Below are 18,378 nucleotides of genomic sequence, written 5' to 3' on the forward strand. Positions count from 1 at the left end.
ACTCCTATTCCTTAACCCAGTACTTAGTGCAATCATTGCTTCTATCTATAAATCCATACTCAATTAAGGCTCTTCTTATGGTTGCATAGTCCTCAAAAATCCTTTTTAATACTCTATTTATTTCCTTCTCAGTATAAGTCCTACCCGTAGAGAAGTTTTTCACTATTTCCCCTAAAACTATAATCTTTTTCTTTTCCTTAGCTGGGTAGGATTTTAAAGCATTTGTTTCATCCATATATGCCTTAATAGTTACTTCTCTTTCCTTATCAGTAATGTTATATCTATCATCTAAGGTTGTAGCAGTTTTGTGAGGGTCTGTTATAACTTCCTTATCTAAAACATTTATCTCCTTTGATGCTGTATCACTTAAAAGTTCCATTACAGCTAAAAATAGTCTAGCTTGCTTTTCCTTTTCCCTTAGCTTAAATCTATGGTTTCTAATAGTTGATTGGGCTATGCCAAGCTTTGTTGCTATCTCCTTGTCTGAAAACCCTTGAGCCATTAATTTTATTAGTTCTCTATGAATCTCAGATATTCCTGTAAAGTCTGAATTCATATTTAATAAATAACCTAAGGAAGAATTATGCACTTCTTTAATATGAATTTCAGTTATTTTTTTTGCATCATAAAAATCCTCTTCTCTCTTAAATATTCTCCCCTTTTCAAAGCTGCTATTGCAAAATATACAAGTAAACTCTTCTGCTCTTTCAATGTAACCTTTTTTAATCTCATCTATAGATGACTCCCATAAAATTTCATTCCCCTTCATTACTCTCACTCCAATTCCAAAGTTTTCTAATTACATTTTATATAATATTTTCACTTTTGTCTATATATAATTAAACATTTTTAATATTTGTTTGCATTTTTCTAAAATAGCATTTAAATACCGTAATATATTTAAATTTACGCTTAAAAGTCTTGCTAGTGCTGTTAATATAATTATATATGAATAACAACTACCCTTTTCCCATTTATTAAATGCTGGTGTTTATATACTCAGATAATCAGCAACTTTTTCTTGAGCTAACCCTTGAGCGTTTTTTCTCTTTTATAATTATAAGTTGAATTTAATTATTACTTGTAATACGGTATTTTTGTTTATAAAAATAGCCTTAGGCAAGTTATATCAATGCCTAAGGCTATAAACCGCATTTACTTATGATACGGTGAACGGTATCATAAGTAAAGAATCAAGCTTTTTATTATACCTCTCTCTCACCATTTATATTATTAATTTACCACTCTCAAAAATTGATATAAATAGAGTCCTTAAGCCGTTTAATATCACTTATAGGTGGTAATCCAAACATTCGCGCATACTCACGACTAAATTGAGATGGACTTTCATAACCAACCTTATAACCTGCCTCCGCTGCTTCTAATACTTCTGAAAGCAGCAGTCTCCTTGCTTCTTGTAATCTAATCTGCTTTTGATATTGTAGCGGACTCATTGCAGTAACCTTCTTAAAGCAATGGTGCAACGATGAAGAACTCATATTAATTTCCTTTGCTAATTCATCAATCCGCAGAGGTTTCTCAAAATTATTATTAATCAAGTTAATAGCCTTTGAGATAGCCCGTGCATGGCTGCCTATCATAGCAAATTGCTTCAATATGTATCCATGTTTATCTTGTAAAACTCTATAAAGTATTTCTCTAATAAATAGAGGAGCAAGAACTGGAATTTCCTCTGGCGTTTCTAAAAGGCTTACAAGCCTTAGCAATGCATCAAGAAGTGATGAATTACCTTTTGTTACAGTTAATCCTCTTTCCAAGCCAGGCTTTTCTTCAAAATTTTGTTTTGATTCTTTGATGATATCAAGAATTTGATCTGAATTAAAACTAAGTCTGACACATAAATATGGATGGTCAGGACTAGCTTCAATTATTTTCCCTATAATAGGTAAATTAACAGATGCAACTAAATAGGAGTTTGCATCATATCTATAACTTTCTTTTCCTAGAATTACAGTTTTCGCACCTTGTACAATTACGCATATGGATGGGATGTAAATCGAATGCAGCGGTTCTGAAATATTAGAGGCACGTATTAAATCCAATGATGGTATATCAGTTGATTGAAATCCATCTCTATAAGTAAATTTCTCAACTAGAGAAGCCAGGCGCCTTTGCTGATTACATAATTTATAATTTTTTATATTGTAAATCCTTTTTTCCATAATAATATCTCCTCATAAAAAAATTATAATTTCTTTTGCAGGATTGTGCAATGATTAAGAATAAATAGGCTACCTATTCATATCTAAATTATCCTATAATCAAATCAATAAATAAAGAATATGCAAGACAAAAATATTTACTCAATGTAAATACTATCATATATCTTTAATTATAAGTAAATTATTTTAATGGAGGTTTGTATCAATGAGAAACTTAGAAGGTAAGGTTGCAATAATAACAGGTGCATCTAGAGGAATAGGAAGTGCTATAGCTAGACAATTATCTGCACTTGGGGCTAAAGTAGTTGTCAATTATTCTAATAATGCAGTAAAAGCAGAAGAAGTTGTAGAAGAAATAACTAAATCAGGTGAGCAAGCCGTTGCAATTAAAGCTGATGTTAGTAATATAAAAGACGTTGAAAGATTATTTTCAGAAACAATAACTAAATTTGGAAAGGTAGATATATTAGTAAATAATGCAGGCGTAATACTTTATAAATTACTTTCTGATGTAACAGAAGAAGAATTTGATAAGCTTTTTAATATAAATGTAAAAGGTACTTATTTTGCATGCCAACAAGCTATGAAACATATGGAGGATAACGGAAGAATCATTAATTTCTCTACCTCAGTGGTTGGAAGTATGTTTCCTACTTATAGCGTTTATGCAGCTACAAAAGGAGCAGTTGAACAAATCACACGTCAATTAGCAAAGGAATTTGGTCCTAAAAAAATTACAATTAATGCTGTAGCACCCGGTCCAATAAATACTGAACTTTTCAACGTTGGAAAGACAGATGAGCAGATAGAAGCAATTAGACAAATGAATTCTTTTGGACGTATTGGTGAACCAGATGATATAGCAAATGCTATTGAATTTTTAGTTAGTAATAAGGCTCAATGGATAACAGGTCAAACTCTTCGAATTAATGGTGGATATGTTTAATACTAATGTCTTTTAAAAATCCAAAGTTTTTAGAACATGTCCTCTAAACCCGCATTATTCAAGCATATTCTGAAGAATATATATTCTAATATTCTTCAGAATAACTATGGCTTAGAATATATATTCTTCACAATATTTATGGTAAAGAATATTAGAATACACTAGTTATCTACAGCAAATAGAGGCTGTTACATTTGAACAGCCTCTGCCTTTTATTAATCTTCATCTATTTTTACTCTTAGCATTTTATTCTTAACTTTTACTGCATATTTTAATTCATATACTGGTATGCCTTTATTAATTGCATCTGCAATTTTATCCATTTCTTTTTTAATATTTTCTTCATCAGCATACCATCCAAGTACAGTTGATTTTTCTCCCCAAAGTGCTCCGCTATTAATACCGATTAACCAATATTTAGGCTCATCGTTTCTTGCTTTATACATTACACTTGACGCTAAAACTTTATAGCAATTAACAATTGATTTTCCATCATATGATTTAATAGTGATTTTCCCAGTTGGCAGAATTAAATTATTAGATAAAGGCTTATTATTTTCACTAGACCTTATCTCACTCAACATCAAATAATCTAAAGATACATTAAGTTCTTTAGATAAGATAAGCAATTTCTCCATTTCTGGATAGCCACTTCCCTGCTCCCATTTAGAAACTGCTTGGCGACTTACTCCAACTATTTCTGCTAGCTTCTCTTGTGAAATATTTCTTTCTTGCCTAATTAATTTTAAATTATCTGAAAAACTCATAACTTCATACCTCTTTTCTTTATTATTATGTGCAAATTATAATGAGTTTTACAATAAAATAACACCAACCTGTAATTGCAAATCCGCAACTTGTATTTGCATTACTCATAAACTGTATAAAAACTTAATTATGAATTACTTCTTATTAAAATTATTTCATTAATATAAAAATAATCACACTACCAACTTGAAATTTTAATAGTGTGATACTTTAATCGAATATTTACTTTTTATGGTTTATAAATCATTATATATATTTCTTTAATAGATTTAAATTTAAAACTCTAGGAAAACAATTTCCTAATTAAGGCTAGATTTCAATATATTAAATGTTAATGTAGTTATTACTTTATTACTCCCAACTTTCGTAATGAACCATATCTTCAAGCTTCTTTCTTGGACGAGCTTTAGGAGTTTCATCTGGATATCCAATAGTTAAAACTCCAACTACATATTTGTCTGATGGTATATTTAATACTGGTCTAATTTCTTCTTGTGTGAATTCTGCCACCCAGCAAACGCCTAGTCCCAAGTTATTAGCTTCCAGTAGCATATACCCTGTTGAAATTGAAGTATCTCTAATTATTCTTTTTAATTCATCCTGAGGACTGTTATCATCTAAATACACATCCCCTTCTTTAATTCTGCAACGTATATCTGCAACACATACAATAAATACTGGAGCTGTAAACATCCATTTTTGATTATGAGAAGCTTCTACTATTTTTTGTCTCATTTCTTCAGATTTCACTACTATGTAATGCCAAGGCTGAGTATTGTTACCTGATGGAGCAAGCCTTGCACTTTCAAGTAATTCATTTATTTTTTCATCTTCTACTGGTTTACTACTATATTTTCTTATGCTTCTACGCATTTCAATTTCTTTAATCATTTATATACTTCCCTCTCTTCATGGCTTAGTACATTTTTTATATACAATTATAACATATTAGACAAATTACCACTCTTTATTTTAAAAAGATATTTTTTTAGCAGCTTTATAATATTATTGTGCTCCATTAATCTTTCTAATTACTCTGCACGGACTTCCAACTGCTACACTATTTTCAGGAATGTCCTTTGTTACTACACTGCCTGCCCCTATAACACTTCCAGCTCCAATATTAACTCCAGGTAAAATAATAACTCCGCCTCCAATCCAACATCCATCGCCTATAGTAATGGGACGTGCATAAGTATGGCAAAAATATTCTCCAGCTTCTGAATCCCAATTTTCTACCAATCGATCCTCTAACTCTATTGGATGAGTTGCTGTATAAATTTGTACATTAGATGCAATTAGTACATTATTGCCTATAATAATTTTATTGCAATCTACAAAAGTACAATTCATATTTACAGATACATTATTACCAATATAGATATTGCAACCATAATCACATATAAATGGAGATCCGACAGATACATTACTCCCTGTTCTACCAAAAAGGCGTCCTAGAATTTCTCTTTTTTCTTCCTTATTCTCATAGCTAAGACTATTATATTTTGAAAGTAATGCTCTTGCTGTCTTTTTAAACCCTAAAAAAATTTCATCATGACAGTTATAATTTTCTCCTGCCATACATTTTTCTAATTCTGTTTTCATATTATAATCCTCCTTTTTTCGTAATTGCGTTTATCAATAGTATAAGAAACATCTTGTTACATATCTAGTAACAAGATGTTTCAAGATTCATATTCTTCTTGCCAATGCTTCTATAAGAAATAACACTGGTACTTGTGTAGTAGCATTATATCCACCATTAGCTTGATGCATGTCCATATCGTATGAAATATTCCAATCTGACATCTTAGCAATAGTAGAATTGGACTGATTCGTTATACTCAAAATAATACATTTACTAACTTTGAATTGATTTATTAAATCTATAACACCCTTTGTTTCTCCAGAAACCGAAAGTGCAATTACCACTGTGGTCTTCATATCCTTTGTAATTGGATAAAATGTATCTTCTAATCCCATTGAAAATTTCCCCAAATTAGAAAAATATCTTGCCCCATATTTCGCAAGTGCACCAGATGAACCTGAACCTAAAAATAACACTGTTTCTGATTTTCTAATCAACTCTGCACCTTGCTCTATTTTCTGCTCAAAGGAGTTAATGTTAGTTTTCTTAAAGTAATTTAACATCTCAGTCAAATCACTTTGTGGTGGTATTTCCTGAATTCTATGTACATATTTCTTAAGTTTTTCTTTGAATTCCTTATACCCATCACAATCTAACTTATTGCAGAATCTAATAATCGTCGATGTTGATACCTGAATTGCATTAGCTAATTCTCGAATAGTCATATAAGGTATTTTTTCTTCATTATTAATAATAAACTTATATATCTTAATTTCAGTTTCATTAAATCTTTGAATATTATCATGCGAAAACATTATCTCCTCCAACAAAGTTACTATTTATCTTTTAATTACCTTTATATTACGATACACTTCTTGTCTTTACATTTCAAACTCCAGGTAAATTAACACTCGTGAACACTAATGCTTCCTTCTTTGAATGCAAGATATTCTGAGCTAGCATCAATTGTGTATATATAGTATTCTCCGGGCTCGTCTGCTGTTATTTTATAATCCCCTGATAAATCTTTAAAATTTTCTCCTTTTACCATCTTCCCATTTACTACATATCCGATTACTGCTGCTTGATTATTCGTTACTTTTGATTGATATTTGTTAAAATTAAATACTAATGAATCTCCTTTATTTAGTTTCCAACCACTACCATCATCCTTCGTAAATACACCTATACTGCCATTTGTCTCTATTATCTCTGGAGTTATATATTCATTGTTTTTTTCTTTTGTTACAAAGTCACTAATCAAAGCTGAATCCACTAGATTCATTTCATCAGGTATATTTTTTATAGTTTTACTATATTTCAGCATGTTATGCTCATCATATTCTTCTACCTGCCCTTTTCCATCTACAACTTCCGCCCCAACTAAGTGCTTATTCTTTTCTGTAATGTACGCGGCACCCTTTATTGTATATTTATTATATTGTGTATTATGATAAAAAATTAAAAAAGCTACAATGCAACAAACTAAAACACTACAAAATGCAATAATTTTTCTTTTCATAATATCTTCACGCCTTTCACGTAATATATGTAAATTATAACACATTTTTGTAATTGAAGTATTTCGTGATTCCTTAAAAATATTTACACTTACACTAATATATTTTGCAAATTTAATGATATTTTATTATTTAGAAATGACACAGCAATTATATTTGTTCTTAGCTCCTTTAAACCTTTAGTTCTATAAAATTCAAATTTCTAATTATTAACCAAAACTAAAAATGCTAACAATAAAATAACTAAACTTGTTCCAATCAATGCAATAATATTTATGATTTTATTTGCTTTAAGCTCTGTAATTTTAATTAACCAAACTTATAACTAAAAAAATCCCATCATCATCTTGAATAATGGGATTTTTCTGTTTATTTTTCATTGCATTATATAACAATACTTATTGTGGCCTTAGCTATCGCTTCCACTATATTATAGTTACATTGTCTAACTTAGCTTTGAAGCCTTTTAAGATTGCATAAGTAAGTTTATCCATAGTTGCGCCATCAAAAATAGCTTTCTTAACTTCTGTCTTAAAGGAAACATTTCTTAATATTGCATTCTTAAAACTTGTTCCTCTAAGTCCTGAGTAATCAAATATTGTACCATTTAGCTTCTGACCATCAAAACATAATCCTGATAGATCTGAGTAACTAAAATCTGTATTATCTAAAATTGTATCTTTAAAGCTTGCTCCCTTTAGACTTGCTTTATTTATTTTTGCACCACTTAAATTAGCTCCATCAAAATTAGCATTGCTTAAATCACTACATTTAAATGAACTATCTCTTAAGTTAGAATTACTAAAATCGGCATTCTTAAGAGCACTATAGTTAAACTTTCCATTAACTATCTCTACGCCTTTAAAATCCGAATCTTCCAAAGGGCTCTTGGAAAAATCAATACCAACAAGTTGTTGTAACTCTCTAGTTTTTGAAGTAATACTTTCTACAATTTCTGATACCTCTCCAATAGATTCAATAGTTTTATTATATGCTTCATCTTCATCATATCCATTATTTTTTAAGTCATTTAATTTCTCTTGCAAGTCAATAAATAACTCTTCTTTTATTTCCCTAACTGCCATTAAATCATTATATGGAGTAAATATATAATCCAAGTGCTTTCTTAATTTTTCACTCATCTTAATTTCACCTCTTAAATTAAATTATCTAATATTTTCTTTGCATTTTCCCAATTCTTCTTATTTTCAATATATAATTCTTTACCTTTATCAGTAATTTTATAATATTTTCTTCTTCCACCCTGGGTTTCTTCACCCCAATAAGATATAACACATGCTTCTGACTCTAATCTTTTAAGACTTGAATACATAGTTGCTTCTTTAAGTTCATATTCACCATTGGAAGCCGAATGCACAGTTCTAGATATTTCATACCCATACTTATCGCCTCCAAGCAAAAGTTTTAGAATAATTGTATCTATATGTCCCCTTATTAAATCAGAGGATATTTTAGAATTAAACAATATACTCACCTCCTTGAATACAATATATAACACATTACTTTGTCTGTCAAGGTAATATTGCAGACATGCAAAGTAATTTCACTTAAATCCAGCTTTAAATTATATGTACAAAACTCTCACCAACGCTCACTTCTTCACTTTTTCATAACTTAGTGAATAAAAGATATTTTTTCATTCCTTCACTACTTTTATTCTCCCTTCATTGGCGGCCACATCTAAGCGCTCTTCACTAAATACAATTTCCTCAGTGGAAATTTAATCCATAGCACAAAAATTGAGCTTATTCTTTAAATGTGTATTACATGATAACAATATAAAATATGTACCTGCATGGCGCACCCTTGGCATGTTTATCCATTCAGTTTTAATTAGATTTCCAATATTTCTATATAATCGACTTGACATTATAAATAAAAATAGTATAATTACCCTGGGTAATAGTTAACCATGGTAACTATATATTTTCGGGAGGGTATAATATGCAAGGACTATTTCAACGCTTTTTTTCACTACATCGACCTCTTATAAGTAAGCTAAATGAATTACTAGGTGAACATGATCTTTCTTATTCATTATGGCAGGTTATTCTATATCTAAAAAATAATCAACCATCTTCCCTAGTAGATATTGCTAACTACTATAATATCGAAAAGCCTAGCATAACACGAAGAGTTCAACGTTTAGAAGAACGACTAATAGTAAAAACAATATCCGGTAAGGATAGACGTGAAAAAATAATTGAGCTAACTGAAATCGGTGAAGAACTTTATGATGTATGCCGTGAAAGAATAACTCAATTAGAAAATGACGTGGTAAAGGGTATTTCAGAAAATGATCAAATCATAACATTTGAGACACTTCCTAAAATACAAAAAAACATTACGGATGAAAAGGAGATATAAAAAATGGATAAACCTAAATTATGGACGAAAAATTTCTTAATTGTTTCGACGGCAAACTTTTTTCTTTATTTTACATTTTATTTATTGATGGTTACTATAACCACATTTGCAACAGAAAGGTTTCATGCATCACCAAGTGAGGCTGGATTAGCTTCTGGTATATTTGTAATAGGAGTACTTCTTTCACGTATTTTCTCTGGAAGATATATTGACCAAGTTGGATGGAATAAAATGCTTTATATCGGATTTATTTTATTTTTAGCTACTACATTTTTATATTTTTTAGTGAATAGTATGGTATTTCTATTCATTAATCGTTTCTTAAATGGTGCTGCAATGGGAATTGCTTCGACAGCAACTGGAACTATTGTAGCAAAGATAATTCCAAATGAACGTCGTGGAGAAGGTACTGGTTATTATGCATTAAGTCTTACTATTGCTGCTGCAATTGGACCTTTTCTAGGCATGTTTATTGCTGAGCATTCAAACTTTTATATGAATTTTGTTGTATGTATTATTTTCTTAATACTTAGTTTTTTTGCTGTCTTTTTTATAAAAATTCCAAAGTTAGAAATTGTAAAAGGACATTCAAATAATAATAAAGAGTTTTCCTTGCATAATTTCTTTGAAATAAAAGCTATTCCTATTTCAATTATTGCTGGAGTAATTGCTCTTGGTTATTCAAGCATACTTACTTTTATAAGCTCTTATTCTAAAGAAATTAATTTAATGAGCGTTGGAAGCCTCTTCTTTATCGTTTATGCAGTATTTGTTTTGCTTTCAAGACCTTTCACTGGACAAATGTTTGATAAAAAAGGTGAGAATTTTGTTATGTATCCAGCAATAGCATTGTTCGCCTTATCTTTATTTTTCCTTAGTCAAACTCATGAAAGCTTGACTCTTTTATTAGCTGCCGCTATACTAGGTCTTGGCTATGGTACAACTTCGTCTAGTGTACAAGCAATTGCAATAAAGGTTTCACCAAAACATCGTATAGGATTAGCTACATCTACTAATTTTATATTTCAAGATTTAGGCGTTGGTATTGGACCATTTATCTTAGGTTACTTTGTCCCATTAATAGGATATCGTGGCTTATATATGATGATGGCAGCAGTTGCAGTTCTCTGCATTTTCTTATATTATTGCCTACACAGCAAAAAAGCAACTTCTATGAATGATGATGCTGAATCAATAATGGCTTAGAGATTTAATATAATTAATAATCACAATCAAGAGATTATTTTAATAAATAAAAGAACTAATGAAATTATGTGCTTAAATTCCATTAGTTCTTTTATTTCACTATTTTTAATTGCTTATAACAAATCTCGTAAACAATATAATTCTTAATTTTCTTCAAACGGCCTGATATTTATTACAATATTCTTTGTATATAATATATCCCACTTAATCGCAAATATCTTACATAACTTGAAAGTACTCCTCATCTAAGATAACAATCTAACAATATAAGTAATTATTATAAATAAACCTGCGACTATCGCAATTATTCCACCAGTCTTATTCCTTTTATTAGTCTCTTCCGAATTTATACCTTTTAATAAGTTAACTTCATCTAAACCACCGAATAATAGAGAAAACCCTAGAAATATAAATGAAATATCACTATGAATAAAAAATATTGAAATAATTGTGAGTCCGCTAAATATAATGCTTGCTATAAAAAATACTTTATTGTTAATTTTCAATTTTAACACCTCTCACACATTATAATTTATAACTATTTTTCTACTTTCCGATTCTTTCCAGTGAATATCATCCAATTTTAAATTATTATAGCAATTTTCATAATAAAATAAATACATAAGTTGTAAAAATAATTCTTCATAATAATTCTAAAAATATTGCAATAATTTTATCCGCAATTTTAAACTGTGCACTATGAATTGTAATATATTACATAAAATAAAACATATCGTCTATACCTTAGAGATCATCTCACTTAGTAACTTTAGAGAAGTAACACACATTATGATGATAATTATTAATGGCTACATCGTAATACACCTGATTATTTCATACGCCCTATCAATGATTCTATGTAATTTTCTTTTATTCCTTCTACTACTAGTCTCGCTATCTCCTTTGCTCCTTTTTCCGAAAAGTGAGTATTGTCTTGAATCCCATCGGAATGATTAAGATTTTCACCTGGTTTAAGCCATAAGAATATCTCTTTAGTTTTTTCTATTCCTATTTTCTCAAATAAACGCTTACTTTTTTCACCCATATCTATTAATGGTACGTTTAATTCAGCCGCAAGGTCTCTTACAGCTACAAGATAATCTCCATGTGTATCTTTTAAAATGCCATTTTCATCAAAATTTCTTCTATGTATAGATGTTAATAATACTGGGTGAGCACCAGCATTTCTAGCAACTTTAATATATTCAGTTAAATAAGCCTTATATGTTGTAAATGGATCTGTATATAATTCCTCATTTTCTTTTTTATCATTATGGCCAAATTCTATAAATAAAAAATCATCCGCCTCAATTAATTTAGATATCTTTTTTAATATCCCTTCATCTATAAAGCTTTTAGAACTTCTTCCATTGATAGCAAAATTACAAATTTCTATATCATTAGTAAAAAATTCTCCAATTCTTTCTCCCCATCCTGTTTCTGGTTTTTCATCTGGTAATTTTGTAGCAGCTGTAGAATCACCTGCAATAAAAATTTTTATCTTTCTATCCACGTTAATTTAACTCCCTTTCTAATGAATGTATTTCTTGTCCACAATTCACCTAAATTTATCGTAACCGCGCTCTGAATTTCTTATATAACTTTTCAATTATGAAAAAAGTGATTATAAAGAAATCTATTGCAAAGATAGATAAAAGTAAAAATATTGCTCCTCCACCACATCCATCATCTTCTGAAAAATATAAAAGCCCATAAATACCTATAAAAGCAATTATTAATAATAAAATTACATATCCCATTATGCTTTTATTTAATAAACGCTCTAATACTTTCACTCCAAAATATATAATTCCAGATATAATTAATGTAAATACAGGTAAAATTCCAATTAACATCATAACACAACTCCTTATTATTAGTGCATGATTATTTGCAAACATTCATCTTTACATCTACTTAAATATATAAAATATTTGCTCAGAGTCATCTACTCTCAGCTCTTGCTTCAATTATTGTGAAAACCGTCTGAAATATTACAACTGCAATAACTTAAAAAATTGCTATCAATACTGCTGTCCCCATGTATATTCCCCCATATATATGCTGCGATATTTAAGATTCTGGAACTCGCAGTGCTAAATAAAAGCCTAAAATGTAGAAATTTAATTGCAATATATAAATCACTTCTCTTTTATCATTACATGTACACATTATACTATAAATGTATTTATTTACAAGTATTCTATATTGAAACTATTAAATATAAACTCTAAGTAACTTAATTCATTCGTATAGAATTATTTGGTTTGCATTCCTTTACATATTTAACACAATCATAAACTATATCTGGACTATGAAATACCTTCCAATCAGAAATGAGTGATATACTTTTGTAGCCACAAGGGTCATAATATGGAATGTTTCATTGTTAATTTTTTAACTATAAATTTTATTTACCACCAATTTATAATTATTAACTTCGAGATAAATAAAATTCATCATCAAAACAACATCGTTTTTAAATTTAATAAACATACTTTTAGTCTAAGCCATATATTCTTTAAATGGTAATTGAATTATTCTTCCACTCTCATCACATCGATACTCCTTAGGACATTCAAAACGTGTTCTGCCTGATAAATGCATTGCAACGTCAAAAAAGGCATTTGCCATAACATCTGGATCTTGGAAAACAGTACCTGCCATATATCCTTTTTGTATGAAATATAGTGATTCTGGAATAGCATCAATTCCAACAACTGGTATAGTTTTTGTACCATCGCCTTTATTATATCCATGCTTTTGTAAAGCTTTTACAGCTCCAACTGCCATAGTATCGTTATTAGCTATTACTACTTCAATTTTATTTCCATATCTAGTCAATAAAGCATCCGTTGAATCTCTAGCTAAATCCTCGCTCCAATTACAAAATTCTGATGCAAGTTGTTCAACTTTTATTCCAGCATCTCTGATTATCATAATGCAATATTTAGTTCTATCTGTTGACTCATTACCATTACTATTAATTCCTCCTTGTAATACTATATACTGCATAATCTTATCTTTATTTGTATCTATAGTATTTTTATTTGCATTCCATAAATTAACTAACAATTTTCCTTGTAGCCTCCCTGCCTGCTCTGAATCTGGCAATATATAATAAGCTTTATCATATGATTTAACTATATTTTCATCTACCTTAAGTATTCTTTTACTAGCAAAAATTACTGGAATATTTTTTTCTTTGATTGAATTAATTAGTTCTTTGGGATCGTTTACCAAATCCACTAAACTTAATATGAGAAGATCAATATTTCCGCTTTCTAGAAGATTATTAATGGTTTGATTTTGTATATCTCTGTTATTTTCACTATTGTAAAAATTAAATTTAACCATTCCTTCATTTCGTGATTCAATATCTTCTAGGCTGTGCCTTAAATCGATAACATAAGGATCATCGAATCTATAAAAAACTACTCCTACATTTACTGGATTTGTTGAATTGTTATGACTATTTAATGGGACTGCTTCAATTAAGGTTTCCATTACTATAACTGTTACTGTAATTATTATTATAAATTTTTTTAATAGCTTCATTCTAAAACCTCCTGTAATTCTATCTAATTTATAGGATTACTTTTAAAAAGAAAATTATTCTAAATTCTATATTAATAATTATAAATACGTTCTTATAATATGCTATTTAAGTTTTTTATACTTCCTTTATATATTAATTGATATTCACTTTAATTTTAAAGAATACTTCATATTTAACATACCAAACTTACATTTTATGGAATTTCCATACGAAAAAAATATGGTGAATTCATTTCTGAATATCACCATATTTAAATAATCCTCTCAATTAATTATTTTTTATATACGGCATATAATTTTATAAATACTTTTCTTATTATTAATAAGAAATAATAGATAATCACTATATCAAGGAATAAATTTACTATATTAATGTTCATTCCAATATTTCCATTAAATAAGTTACCGAATAAATAAGAACTTCTTCCGTCTCCTTGATATACAGACCAATAATTTAAAGGAAAGCCAAACGCGTACTCAAAAAAGCTTCCCACATTCTGTTCTATTTTCCCCGGCAAAATAAAGGTGCTTATTAAAACTATTAATATACTTAATTTACATTCTAAAGTCTCTATTCTTCTCTTGCCCTTCATATTTACTAATTCTAAAGTTTCCTTTAAAAACATATATCCAAAAACAACTGCCGGTATTAAAAATATTAAAGATATAATTGCTGTATAATGTAGCCCTGTATCAACATTTGACCATGTACCTAAACCTATAAACTTTAATATAAGGTCCCCGTAACTAGGATTTCCGCCTAATGAAATTCCAAATAATATTCCTAAAGCAAACAACATTAATGAAGTTATCCCTAGCAATACCTTTCTGTTAATTTTACTCAAAATTCACACCTCTATTTAAACAATATTTTAACTTTAATTACTTATATATACATTATATTCTTTAAACCCATGTTTCACAATATCTCTTTTGCCATTGAGCTACTACATCTTATCTTCAACTAAGAACCTAGCTTACTAACTTTTAAATGAATATTTCCAGGGGAATATTAAAGGTGCAATGTTTCATTTAGGAGCAACTTGCCACCTAATTCATGACTTGCCAGCCCCCAACATGCTAATGTTCACTTACTAAATAATCATAGAAGTTATGAAAACTGATTAATTACTTCAATGATACGTATGAGTTTGTAATGCTATCATCGTCGTTCTAATATGTTAATATTATTAGTACTCCTACTCTTGAGATTGAATCTATACCAGCTAAACTTGGCTAAATACTATTCATTATAGATACTCCAACTAAGCTCTGGACTTATGCATATGGCTCCCCGAAATAAGTACTAAGCATCTCATTATTTTAGTATTTGTCGCATAGCTTTACCTTTTTCGCTATAACTACTATCATTTACAGATTCAACCTTAAATTTTCCGTTTTCATATGCAACTTTTGATATACTTGAATTATCCATATTCCTTATATCGAAATTTTTATCTAAATGTTCAATAAATACTCTAAGCATTCCTCCATGAACTACTATTAGAATATTCCCTCCACCATCTTCTTCATTTTCAATGCATATATTATTTATAGTTGTTACAAATCTTTTTAAAGCTGTATTATAATCTTCAGCCTCATGCGTTTCATCTAATGCAGCACATGAATCACAATATGCCCTTTGAAAATCATATTTTTCTGCCATTTCTTCAAATGAAGTTACATTAAGGAAATCAAGTATCGCCTTAAACTTTATTTTCTCAAACTCTCCTTCATATTTTCCAAAATATACTTCTCTTAAGCCTTCAAATTCTTTTAGTTCTAAGTCCCCACTTGCCTTATTCTCTTTTATGACAATTTGAGCTGTTTTTATTGCTCTTCCTAGATCACTGCTGTAAACTGCTTTAAACTTCACATCACTAAGTCCTAGTCCCGTATTTACAGCCACTTCAATTCCTTCCTTAGTTAGAACCCCATCACACCATCCTTGAGTCCTTCCTGCTTTATTTAAAATAGTTTGACCATGCCTCATCAAATATAAAGTAACTTTGCCCTTATTTTTATCACTCATTTTTTCCCCCATACTGCAAAAATCATCTGCCTCTTCTAATTTTATATAAATAAATTATATCATAAATTGTAAATACTGGCATAACCAATCTTTAATTATGAGCTACAGTATAATATTGGAGCTATTTATTTAATTCTATATGCTAAATTATTTTAACTACTCCCCCTTGATTTCTATAGATAACTTAAGTTATACTAATTTTGCAAAATGGACTTGGTGGCAACGAAAGTTGCTGCCTTTTTTATTATCTAGAAATTTATATTTAAGTTAAATCTGTAGACATTATGCCCCTTGACGATATGATTCATGGAAAAGACTTATTTAGGAAGTTACAATTCATAAAGGGAATAAAAAAGCAGCTATTGGATTTCCACTTTCAGATATAGTGAAAAAGTCCAATAGCTGTTTTTATTAAAAAGATGTTCCTTTATTATCTAAATATATATGTAATTATGCAGCCACATTTATTGGTAGCACAATCGTAAATTTAGTCATATATTCATTGCTTTCAACTTTAATTCTTCCATTATGCTTTTCAATTAATTCTCTTACTATACTTAAACCATAGCCATGATTCTTGTTATTATTATTTTTAGTAGTAAATCCAGAATCAAAAATTTTATTAATTATGTTATCGGGAATCTTTTCCCCGTCATTTGCTATATTTATAACTATATTGTTTAAATCCTCGTATGATTCAGCAATTATAGTTCCCTTATTCTTCATAGCCTTTACCGCATTGTTGACTATATTAATTATTATTCGATATAAATCCATCTCTTTCATTGTTGTTAACCTAAAATTAGCATTATCTGATACAATAACTTTTACATCATCTCTTGTAACATGTTTAGTCGCTAGAGATAAAAGTGAAGAACCCTCAGCATCCTTTTCATAAACATTTCCGCTATTTTGGTATGTATTTATAATTTTTTTCAATAAGTTAGACGTATCTTGATACATATTCATATCACAAAGTTCATATAAGCTTAAAATATTTAGATTGTAATTATCTTTTATATTTTTAAGCTCAGTATTTTTTGATGTTAAAATTCTATTTAATTTATGTATTTCATCTGAATTTTTCTTTGTCTTTCTAAAATCTATTACATTAAAGATTATAAATGCAATTAAAGCTATAAGTATAATATTTCTTGATAATATAGGCTCTATATTATCTGAAATATTATATAAAGAAATCAAAAAATCAGGAAAGAAACTTATTATAATTATGTATTGTACGGAGTTACTTTCGTCTAGTAATAGCTTATAAATCTGCCTAATCTTGCTTCTAAATAAAAAGCATAAAACAAATAAGAATATTTGAGAAATATATACAAGCGTAATATTTAATATATCGATATCGTGTATCAAAAAATTATTTAATATTAAATATGATATATTACTAAATACAGATATCCAAATTACTACTATAGAATATATTAAACTATAAGCTACTATTGGTTTCAGCATCCTTTTTCCAAAAATCAAATATACAATTAGTATACTTAACCCATGTGTTACAAATATGCATACTGATGAATTTCCAAATAAGTATGTAATAGAAAATCCATCTACCGATAATAACATTATACATAAAATTAATTTTTTGTTGTCTTTTATTTTATCATCTTCCAAACAATAATTAACTATACAAGTAAATAATATACTTTGAAAAATAGTAATTAATGCATCAATATATTGCACTTCCAATTTACATCCCCTTTATAATGTTAATTGATTGTTAACGCTTATTATCTTAAATTCTTCATAGACTCTGGCATATCTTCAATTCCAGCTGATACAAATGACACCATAGGGGATTTAGTCATAGATCTTGAAAGACTTAATAATAAATTTGCAATCATTTTTTTTATTCCCATAATACCCACCTCTTAATTATTATTTATATTATTTAGAATAATTACATCGACATATAAAGAGAAGTAATTTTATTTAATAAATCAGAGATGTAAAATTGGAAATGTATGTTTATCAATTTTCATTATGTGTTAGATCATCAAATAAATTCCTTCAACTTCTTTCAAACCTAATTATTCCATTAATTACATTATAATATTTATTGTGCAATTATTCAACAATTATAGTCATATTAACCAAAAAGCCTCATTGTATTTTATTTTTAAAACAATAATAAACTTAATTCATGTTAAAGCAAGTTTGATTTA

At 28.7% G+C, this 18,378-nt stretch carries 20 protein-coding genes; 3 read left to right on the top strand and 17 right to left on the bottom strand.

Annotation, left to right across the window (positions count from 1 at the left end; all coding sequences use genetic code 11):
- Nucleotides 1-4 precede the first annotated feature (4 nt).
- Both ACJDTP_RS15105 and ACJDTP_RS15110 read right to left on the bottom strand, forming a co-directional pair.
- A complete protein-coding gene (locus ACJDTP_RS15105; protein ID WP_173708673.1) occupies nt 5-769 on the bottom strand; it encodes a DUF2087 domain-containing protein in 765 nt (254 codons plus the stop codon).
- Between the two features lie 478 nt (nt 770-1,247).
- Nucleotides 1,248-2,183, bottom strand: a complete 936-nt coding sequence (locus ACJDTP_RS15110; RefSeq protein ID WP_406761702.1) for an AraC family transcriptional regulator — start codon at nt 2,181-2,183, stop codon at nt 1,248-1,250.
- 205 nt (nt 2,184-2,388) lie between these two features.
- On the opposite strand from ACJDTP_RS15110, the gene ACJDTP_RS15115 reads away from it, so the two are divergent.
- Nucleotides 2,389-3,129: an SDR family oxidoreductase gene (locus ACJDTP_RS15115; RefSeq protein WP_406761703.1), complete on the top strand. Its 741-nt coding sequence runs from the start codon at nt 2,389-2,391 to the stop codon at nt 3,127-3,129.
- A gap of 215 nt (nt 3,130-3,344) precedes the next feature.
- Here ACJDTP_RS15115 and ACJDTP_RS15120 read toward each other — a convergent pair whose 3' ends face one another.
- The 7 genes from ACJDTP_RS15120 to ACJDTP_RS15150 form a co-directional block, all read right to left on the bottom strand.
- The gene (locus ACJDTP_RS15120) at nt 3,345-3,896 is read right to left on the bottom strand and encodes a helix-turn-helix domain-containing protein (RefSeq protein WP_406761704.1); all 552 of its coding nucleotides are present in this window, start codon (nt 3,894-3,896) and stop codon (nt 3,345-3,347) included.
- 352 nt (nt 3,897-4,248) lie between these two features.
- Nucleotides 4,249-4,788: a nitroreductase family protein gene (locus tag ACJDTP_RS15125; RefSeq protein ID WP_173708677.1), complete on the bottom strand. Its 540-nt coding sequence runs from the start codon at nt 4,786-4,788 to the stop codon at nt 4,249-4,251.
- Between the two features lie 114 nt (nt 4,789-4,902).
- Nucleotides 4,903-5,502, bottom strand: coding sequence for a sugar O-acetyltransferase (locus ACJDTP_RS15130; protein ID WP_406761705.1), 600 nt, complete (start codon nt 5,500-5,502; stop codon nt 4,903-4,905).
- Between the two features lie 87 nt (nt 5,503-5,589).
- On the bottom strand, nt 5,590-6,300 hold the full coding sequence (locus ACJDTP_RS15135; protein WP_406761706.1) for a MurR/RpiR family transcriptional regulator: 711 nt from the start codon (nt 6,298-6,300) through the stop codon (nt 5,590-5,592).
- 89 nt (nt 6,301-6,389) lie between these two features.
- Nucleotides 6,390-7,007, bottom strand: coding sequence for a hypothetical protein (locus ACJDTP_RS15140; RefSeq protein ID WP_077844365.1), 618 nt, complete (start codon nt 7,005-7,007; stop codon nt 6,390-6,392).
- A gap of 423 nt (nt 7,008-7,430) precedes the next feature.
- Nucleotides 7,431-8,147, bottom strand: coding sequence for a pentapeptide repeat-containing protein (locus ACJDTP_RS15145; protein WP_077844364.1), 717 nt, complete (start codon nt 8,145-8,147; stop codon nt 7,431-7,433).
- Nucleotides 8,148-8,161: 14 nt separating this feature from the next.
- The gene (locus tag ACJDTP_RS15150) at nt 8,162-8,491 is read right to left on the bottom strand and encodes a PadR family transcriptional regulator (RefSeq protein WP_406761707.1); all 330 of its coding nucleotides are present in this window, start codon (nt 8,489-8,491) and stop codon (nt 8,162-8,164) included.
- A 479-nt stretch (nt 8,492-8,970) separates the two neighbouring features.
- Here ACJDTP_RS15150 and ACJDTP_RS15155 point away from each other — a divergent pair, with 479 nt between their 5' ends.
- The gene (locus tag ACJDTP_RS15155; RefSeq protein ID WP_077844363.1) at nt 8,971-9,393 is read left to right on the top strand and encodes a MarR family winged helix-turn-helix transcriptional regulator; all 423 of its coding nucleotides are present in this window, start codon (nt 8,971-8,973) and stop codon (nt 9,391-9,393) included.
- 3 nt (nt 9,394-9,396) lie between these two features.
- On the top strand, nt 9,397-10,599 hold the full coding sequence (locus ACJDTP_RS15160; protein WP_406761708.1) for an MFS transporter: 1,203 nt from the start codon (nt 9,397-9,399) through the stop codon (nt 10,597-10,599).
- Nucleotides 10,600-10,844: 245 nt separating this feature from the next.
- Here ACJDTP_RS15160 and ACJDTP_RS15165 read toward each other — a convergent pair whose 3' ends face one another.
- The 8 genes from ACJDTP_RS15165 to ACJDTP_RS15200 form a co-directional block, all read right to left on the bottom strand.
- Nucleotides 10,845-11,105, bottom strand: a complete 261-nt coding sequence (locus ACJDTP_RS15165; protein ID WP_406761709.1) for a hypothetical protein — start codon at nt 11,103-11,105, stop codon at nt 10,845-10,847.
- A 323-nt stretch (nt 11,106-11,428) separates the two neighbouring features.
- The gene (locus ACJDTP_RS15170; RefSeq protein WP_406761710.1) at nt 11,429-12,112 is read right to left on the bottom strand and encodes a rhamnogalacturonan acetylesterase; all 684 of its coding nucleotides are present in this window, start codon (nt 12,110-12,112) and stop codon (nt 11,429-11,431) included.
- Nucleotides 12,113-12,167: 55 nt separating this feature from the next.
- The gene (locus ACJDTP_RS15175; protein ID WP_406761711.1) at nt 12,168-12,458 is read right to left on the bottom strand and encodes a hypothetical protein; all 291 of its coding nucleotides are present in this window, start codon (nt 12,456-12,458) and stop codon (nt 12,168-12,170) included.
- Nucleotides 12,459-13,104: 646 nt separating this feature from the next.
- Nucleotides 13,105-14,157 (bottom strand): galactose ABC transporter substrate-binding protein, encoded by a 1,053-nt coding sequence (locus tag ACJDTP_RS15180; RefSeq protein WP_406761712.1) that lies wholly within the window; start codon nt 14,155-14,157, stop codon nt 13,105-13,107.
- Between the two features lie 272 nt (nt 14,158-14,429).
- Nucleotides 14,430-15,002: a hypothetical protein gene (locus tag ACJDTP_RS15185; RefSeq protein WP_406761713.1), complete on the bottom strand. Its 573-nt coding sequence runs from the start codon at nt 15,000-15,002 to the stop codon at nt 14,430-14,432.
- 473 nt (nt 15,003-15,475) lie between these two features.
- A complete protein-coding gene (locus ACJDTP_RS15190; protein ID WP_406761714.1) occupies nt 15,476-16,189 on the bottom strand; it encodes a histidine phosphatase family protein in 714 nt (237 codons plus the stop codon).
- Nucleotides 16,190-16,639: 450 nt separating this feature from the next.
- The gene (locus ACJDTP_RS15195) at nt 16,640-17,896 is read right to left on the bottom strand and encodes an ATP-binding protein (RefSeq protein WP_406761743.1); all 1,257 of its coding nucleotides are present in this window, start codon (nt 17,894-17,896) and stop codon (nt 16,640-16,642) included.
- A 47-nt stretch (nt 17,897-17,943) separates the two neighbouring features.
- On the bottom strand, nt 17,944-18,072 hold the full coding sequence (locus ACJDTP_RS15200; protein ID WP_264646261.1) for a hypothetical protein: 129 nt from the start codon (nt 18,070-18,072) through the stop codon (nt 17,944-17,946).
- Nucleotides 18,073-18,378: the final 306 nt, after the last annotated feature.

Origin of the sequence: Candidatus Clostridium helianthi, assembly GCF_045310795.1 — a bacterium.
Taxonomy (GTDB): domain Bacteria; phylum Bacillota; class Clostridia; order Clostridiales; family Clostridiaceae; genus Clostridium; species Clostridium helianthi.

Excerpts from the sequence above, each read along its gene's own strand:
- ACJDTP_RS15175 (WP_406761711.1), bottom strand. The coding sequence starts at position 12,458 with ATGATGTTAATTGGAATTTTACCTGTATTTACATTAATTATATCTGGA.
- ACJDTP_RS15180 (WP_406761712.1), bottom strand. The coding sequence starts at position 14,157 with ATGAAGCTATTAAAAAAATTTATAATAATAATTACAGTAACAGTTATA.
- ACJDTP_RS15190 (WP_406761714.1), bottom strand. The coding sequence starts at position 16,189 with ATGAGTGATAAAAATAAGGGCAAAGTTACTTTATATTTGATGAGGCAT.
- ACJDTP_RS15125 (WP_173708677.1), bottom strand. The coding sequence starts at position 4,788 with ATGATTAAAGAAATTGAAATGCGTAGAAGCATAAGAAAATATAGTAGT.
- ACJDTP_RS15110 (WP_406761702.1), bottom strand. The coding sequence starts at position 2,183 with ATGGAAAAAAGGATTTACAATATAAAAAATTATAAATTATGTAATCAG.
- ACJDTP_RS15155 (WP_077844363.1), top strand. The coding sequence starts at position 8,971 with ATGCAAGGACTATTTCAACGCTTTTTTTCACTACATCGACCTCTTATA.
- ACJDTP_RS15130 (WP_406761705.1), bottom strand. The coding sequence starts at position 5,502 with ATGAAAACAGAATTAGAAAAATGTATGGCAGGAGAAAATTATAACTGT.
- ACJDTP_RS15120 (WP_406761704.1), bottom strand. The coding sequence starts at position 3,896 with ATGAGTTTTTCAGATAATTTAAAATTAATTAGGCAAGAAAGAAATATT.
- ACJDTP_RS15135 (WP_406761706.1), bottom strand. The coding sequence starts at position 6,300 with ATGTTTTCGCATGATAATATTCAAAGATTTAATGAAACTGAAATTAAG.
- ACJDTP_RS15105 (WP_173708673.1), bottom strand. The coding sequence starts at position 769 with ATGAAGGGGAATGAAATTTTATGGGAGTCATCTATAGATGAGATTAAA.
- ACJDTP_RS15145 (WP_077844364.1), bottom strand. The coding sequence starts at position 8,147 with ATGAGTGAAAAATTAAGAAAGCACTTGGATTATATATTTACTCCATAT.
- ACJDTP_RS15140 (WP_077844365.1), bottom strand. The coding sequence starts at position 7,007 with ATGAAAAGAAAAATTATTGCATTTTGTAGTGTTTTAGTTTGTTGCATT.
- ACJDTP_RS15160 (WP_406761708.1), top strand. The coding sequence starts at position 9,397 with ATGGATAAACCTAAATTATGGACGAAAAATTTCTTAATTGTTTCGACG.
- ACJDTP_RS15115 (WP_406761703.1), top strand. The coding sequence starts at position 2,389 with ATGAGAAACTTAGAAGGTAAGGTTGCAATAATAACAGGTGCATCTAGA.
- ACJDTP_RS15200 (WP_264646261.1), bottom strand. The coding sequence starts at position 18,072 with ATGGGAATAAAAAAAATGATTGCAAATTTATTATTAAGTCTTTCAAGA.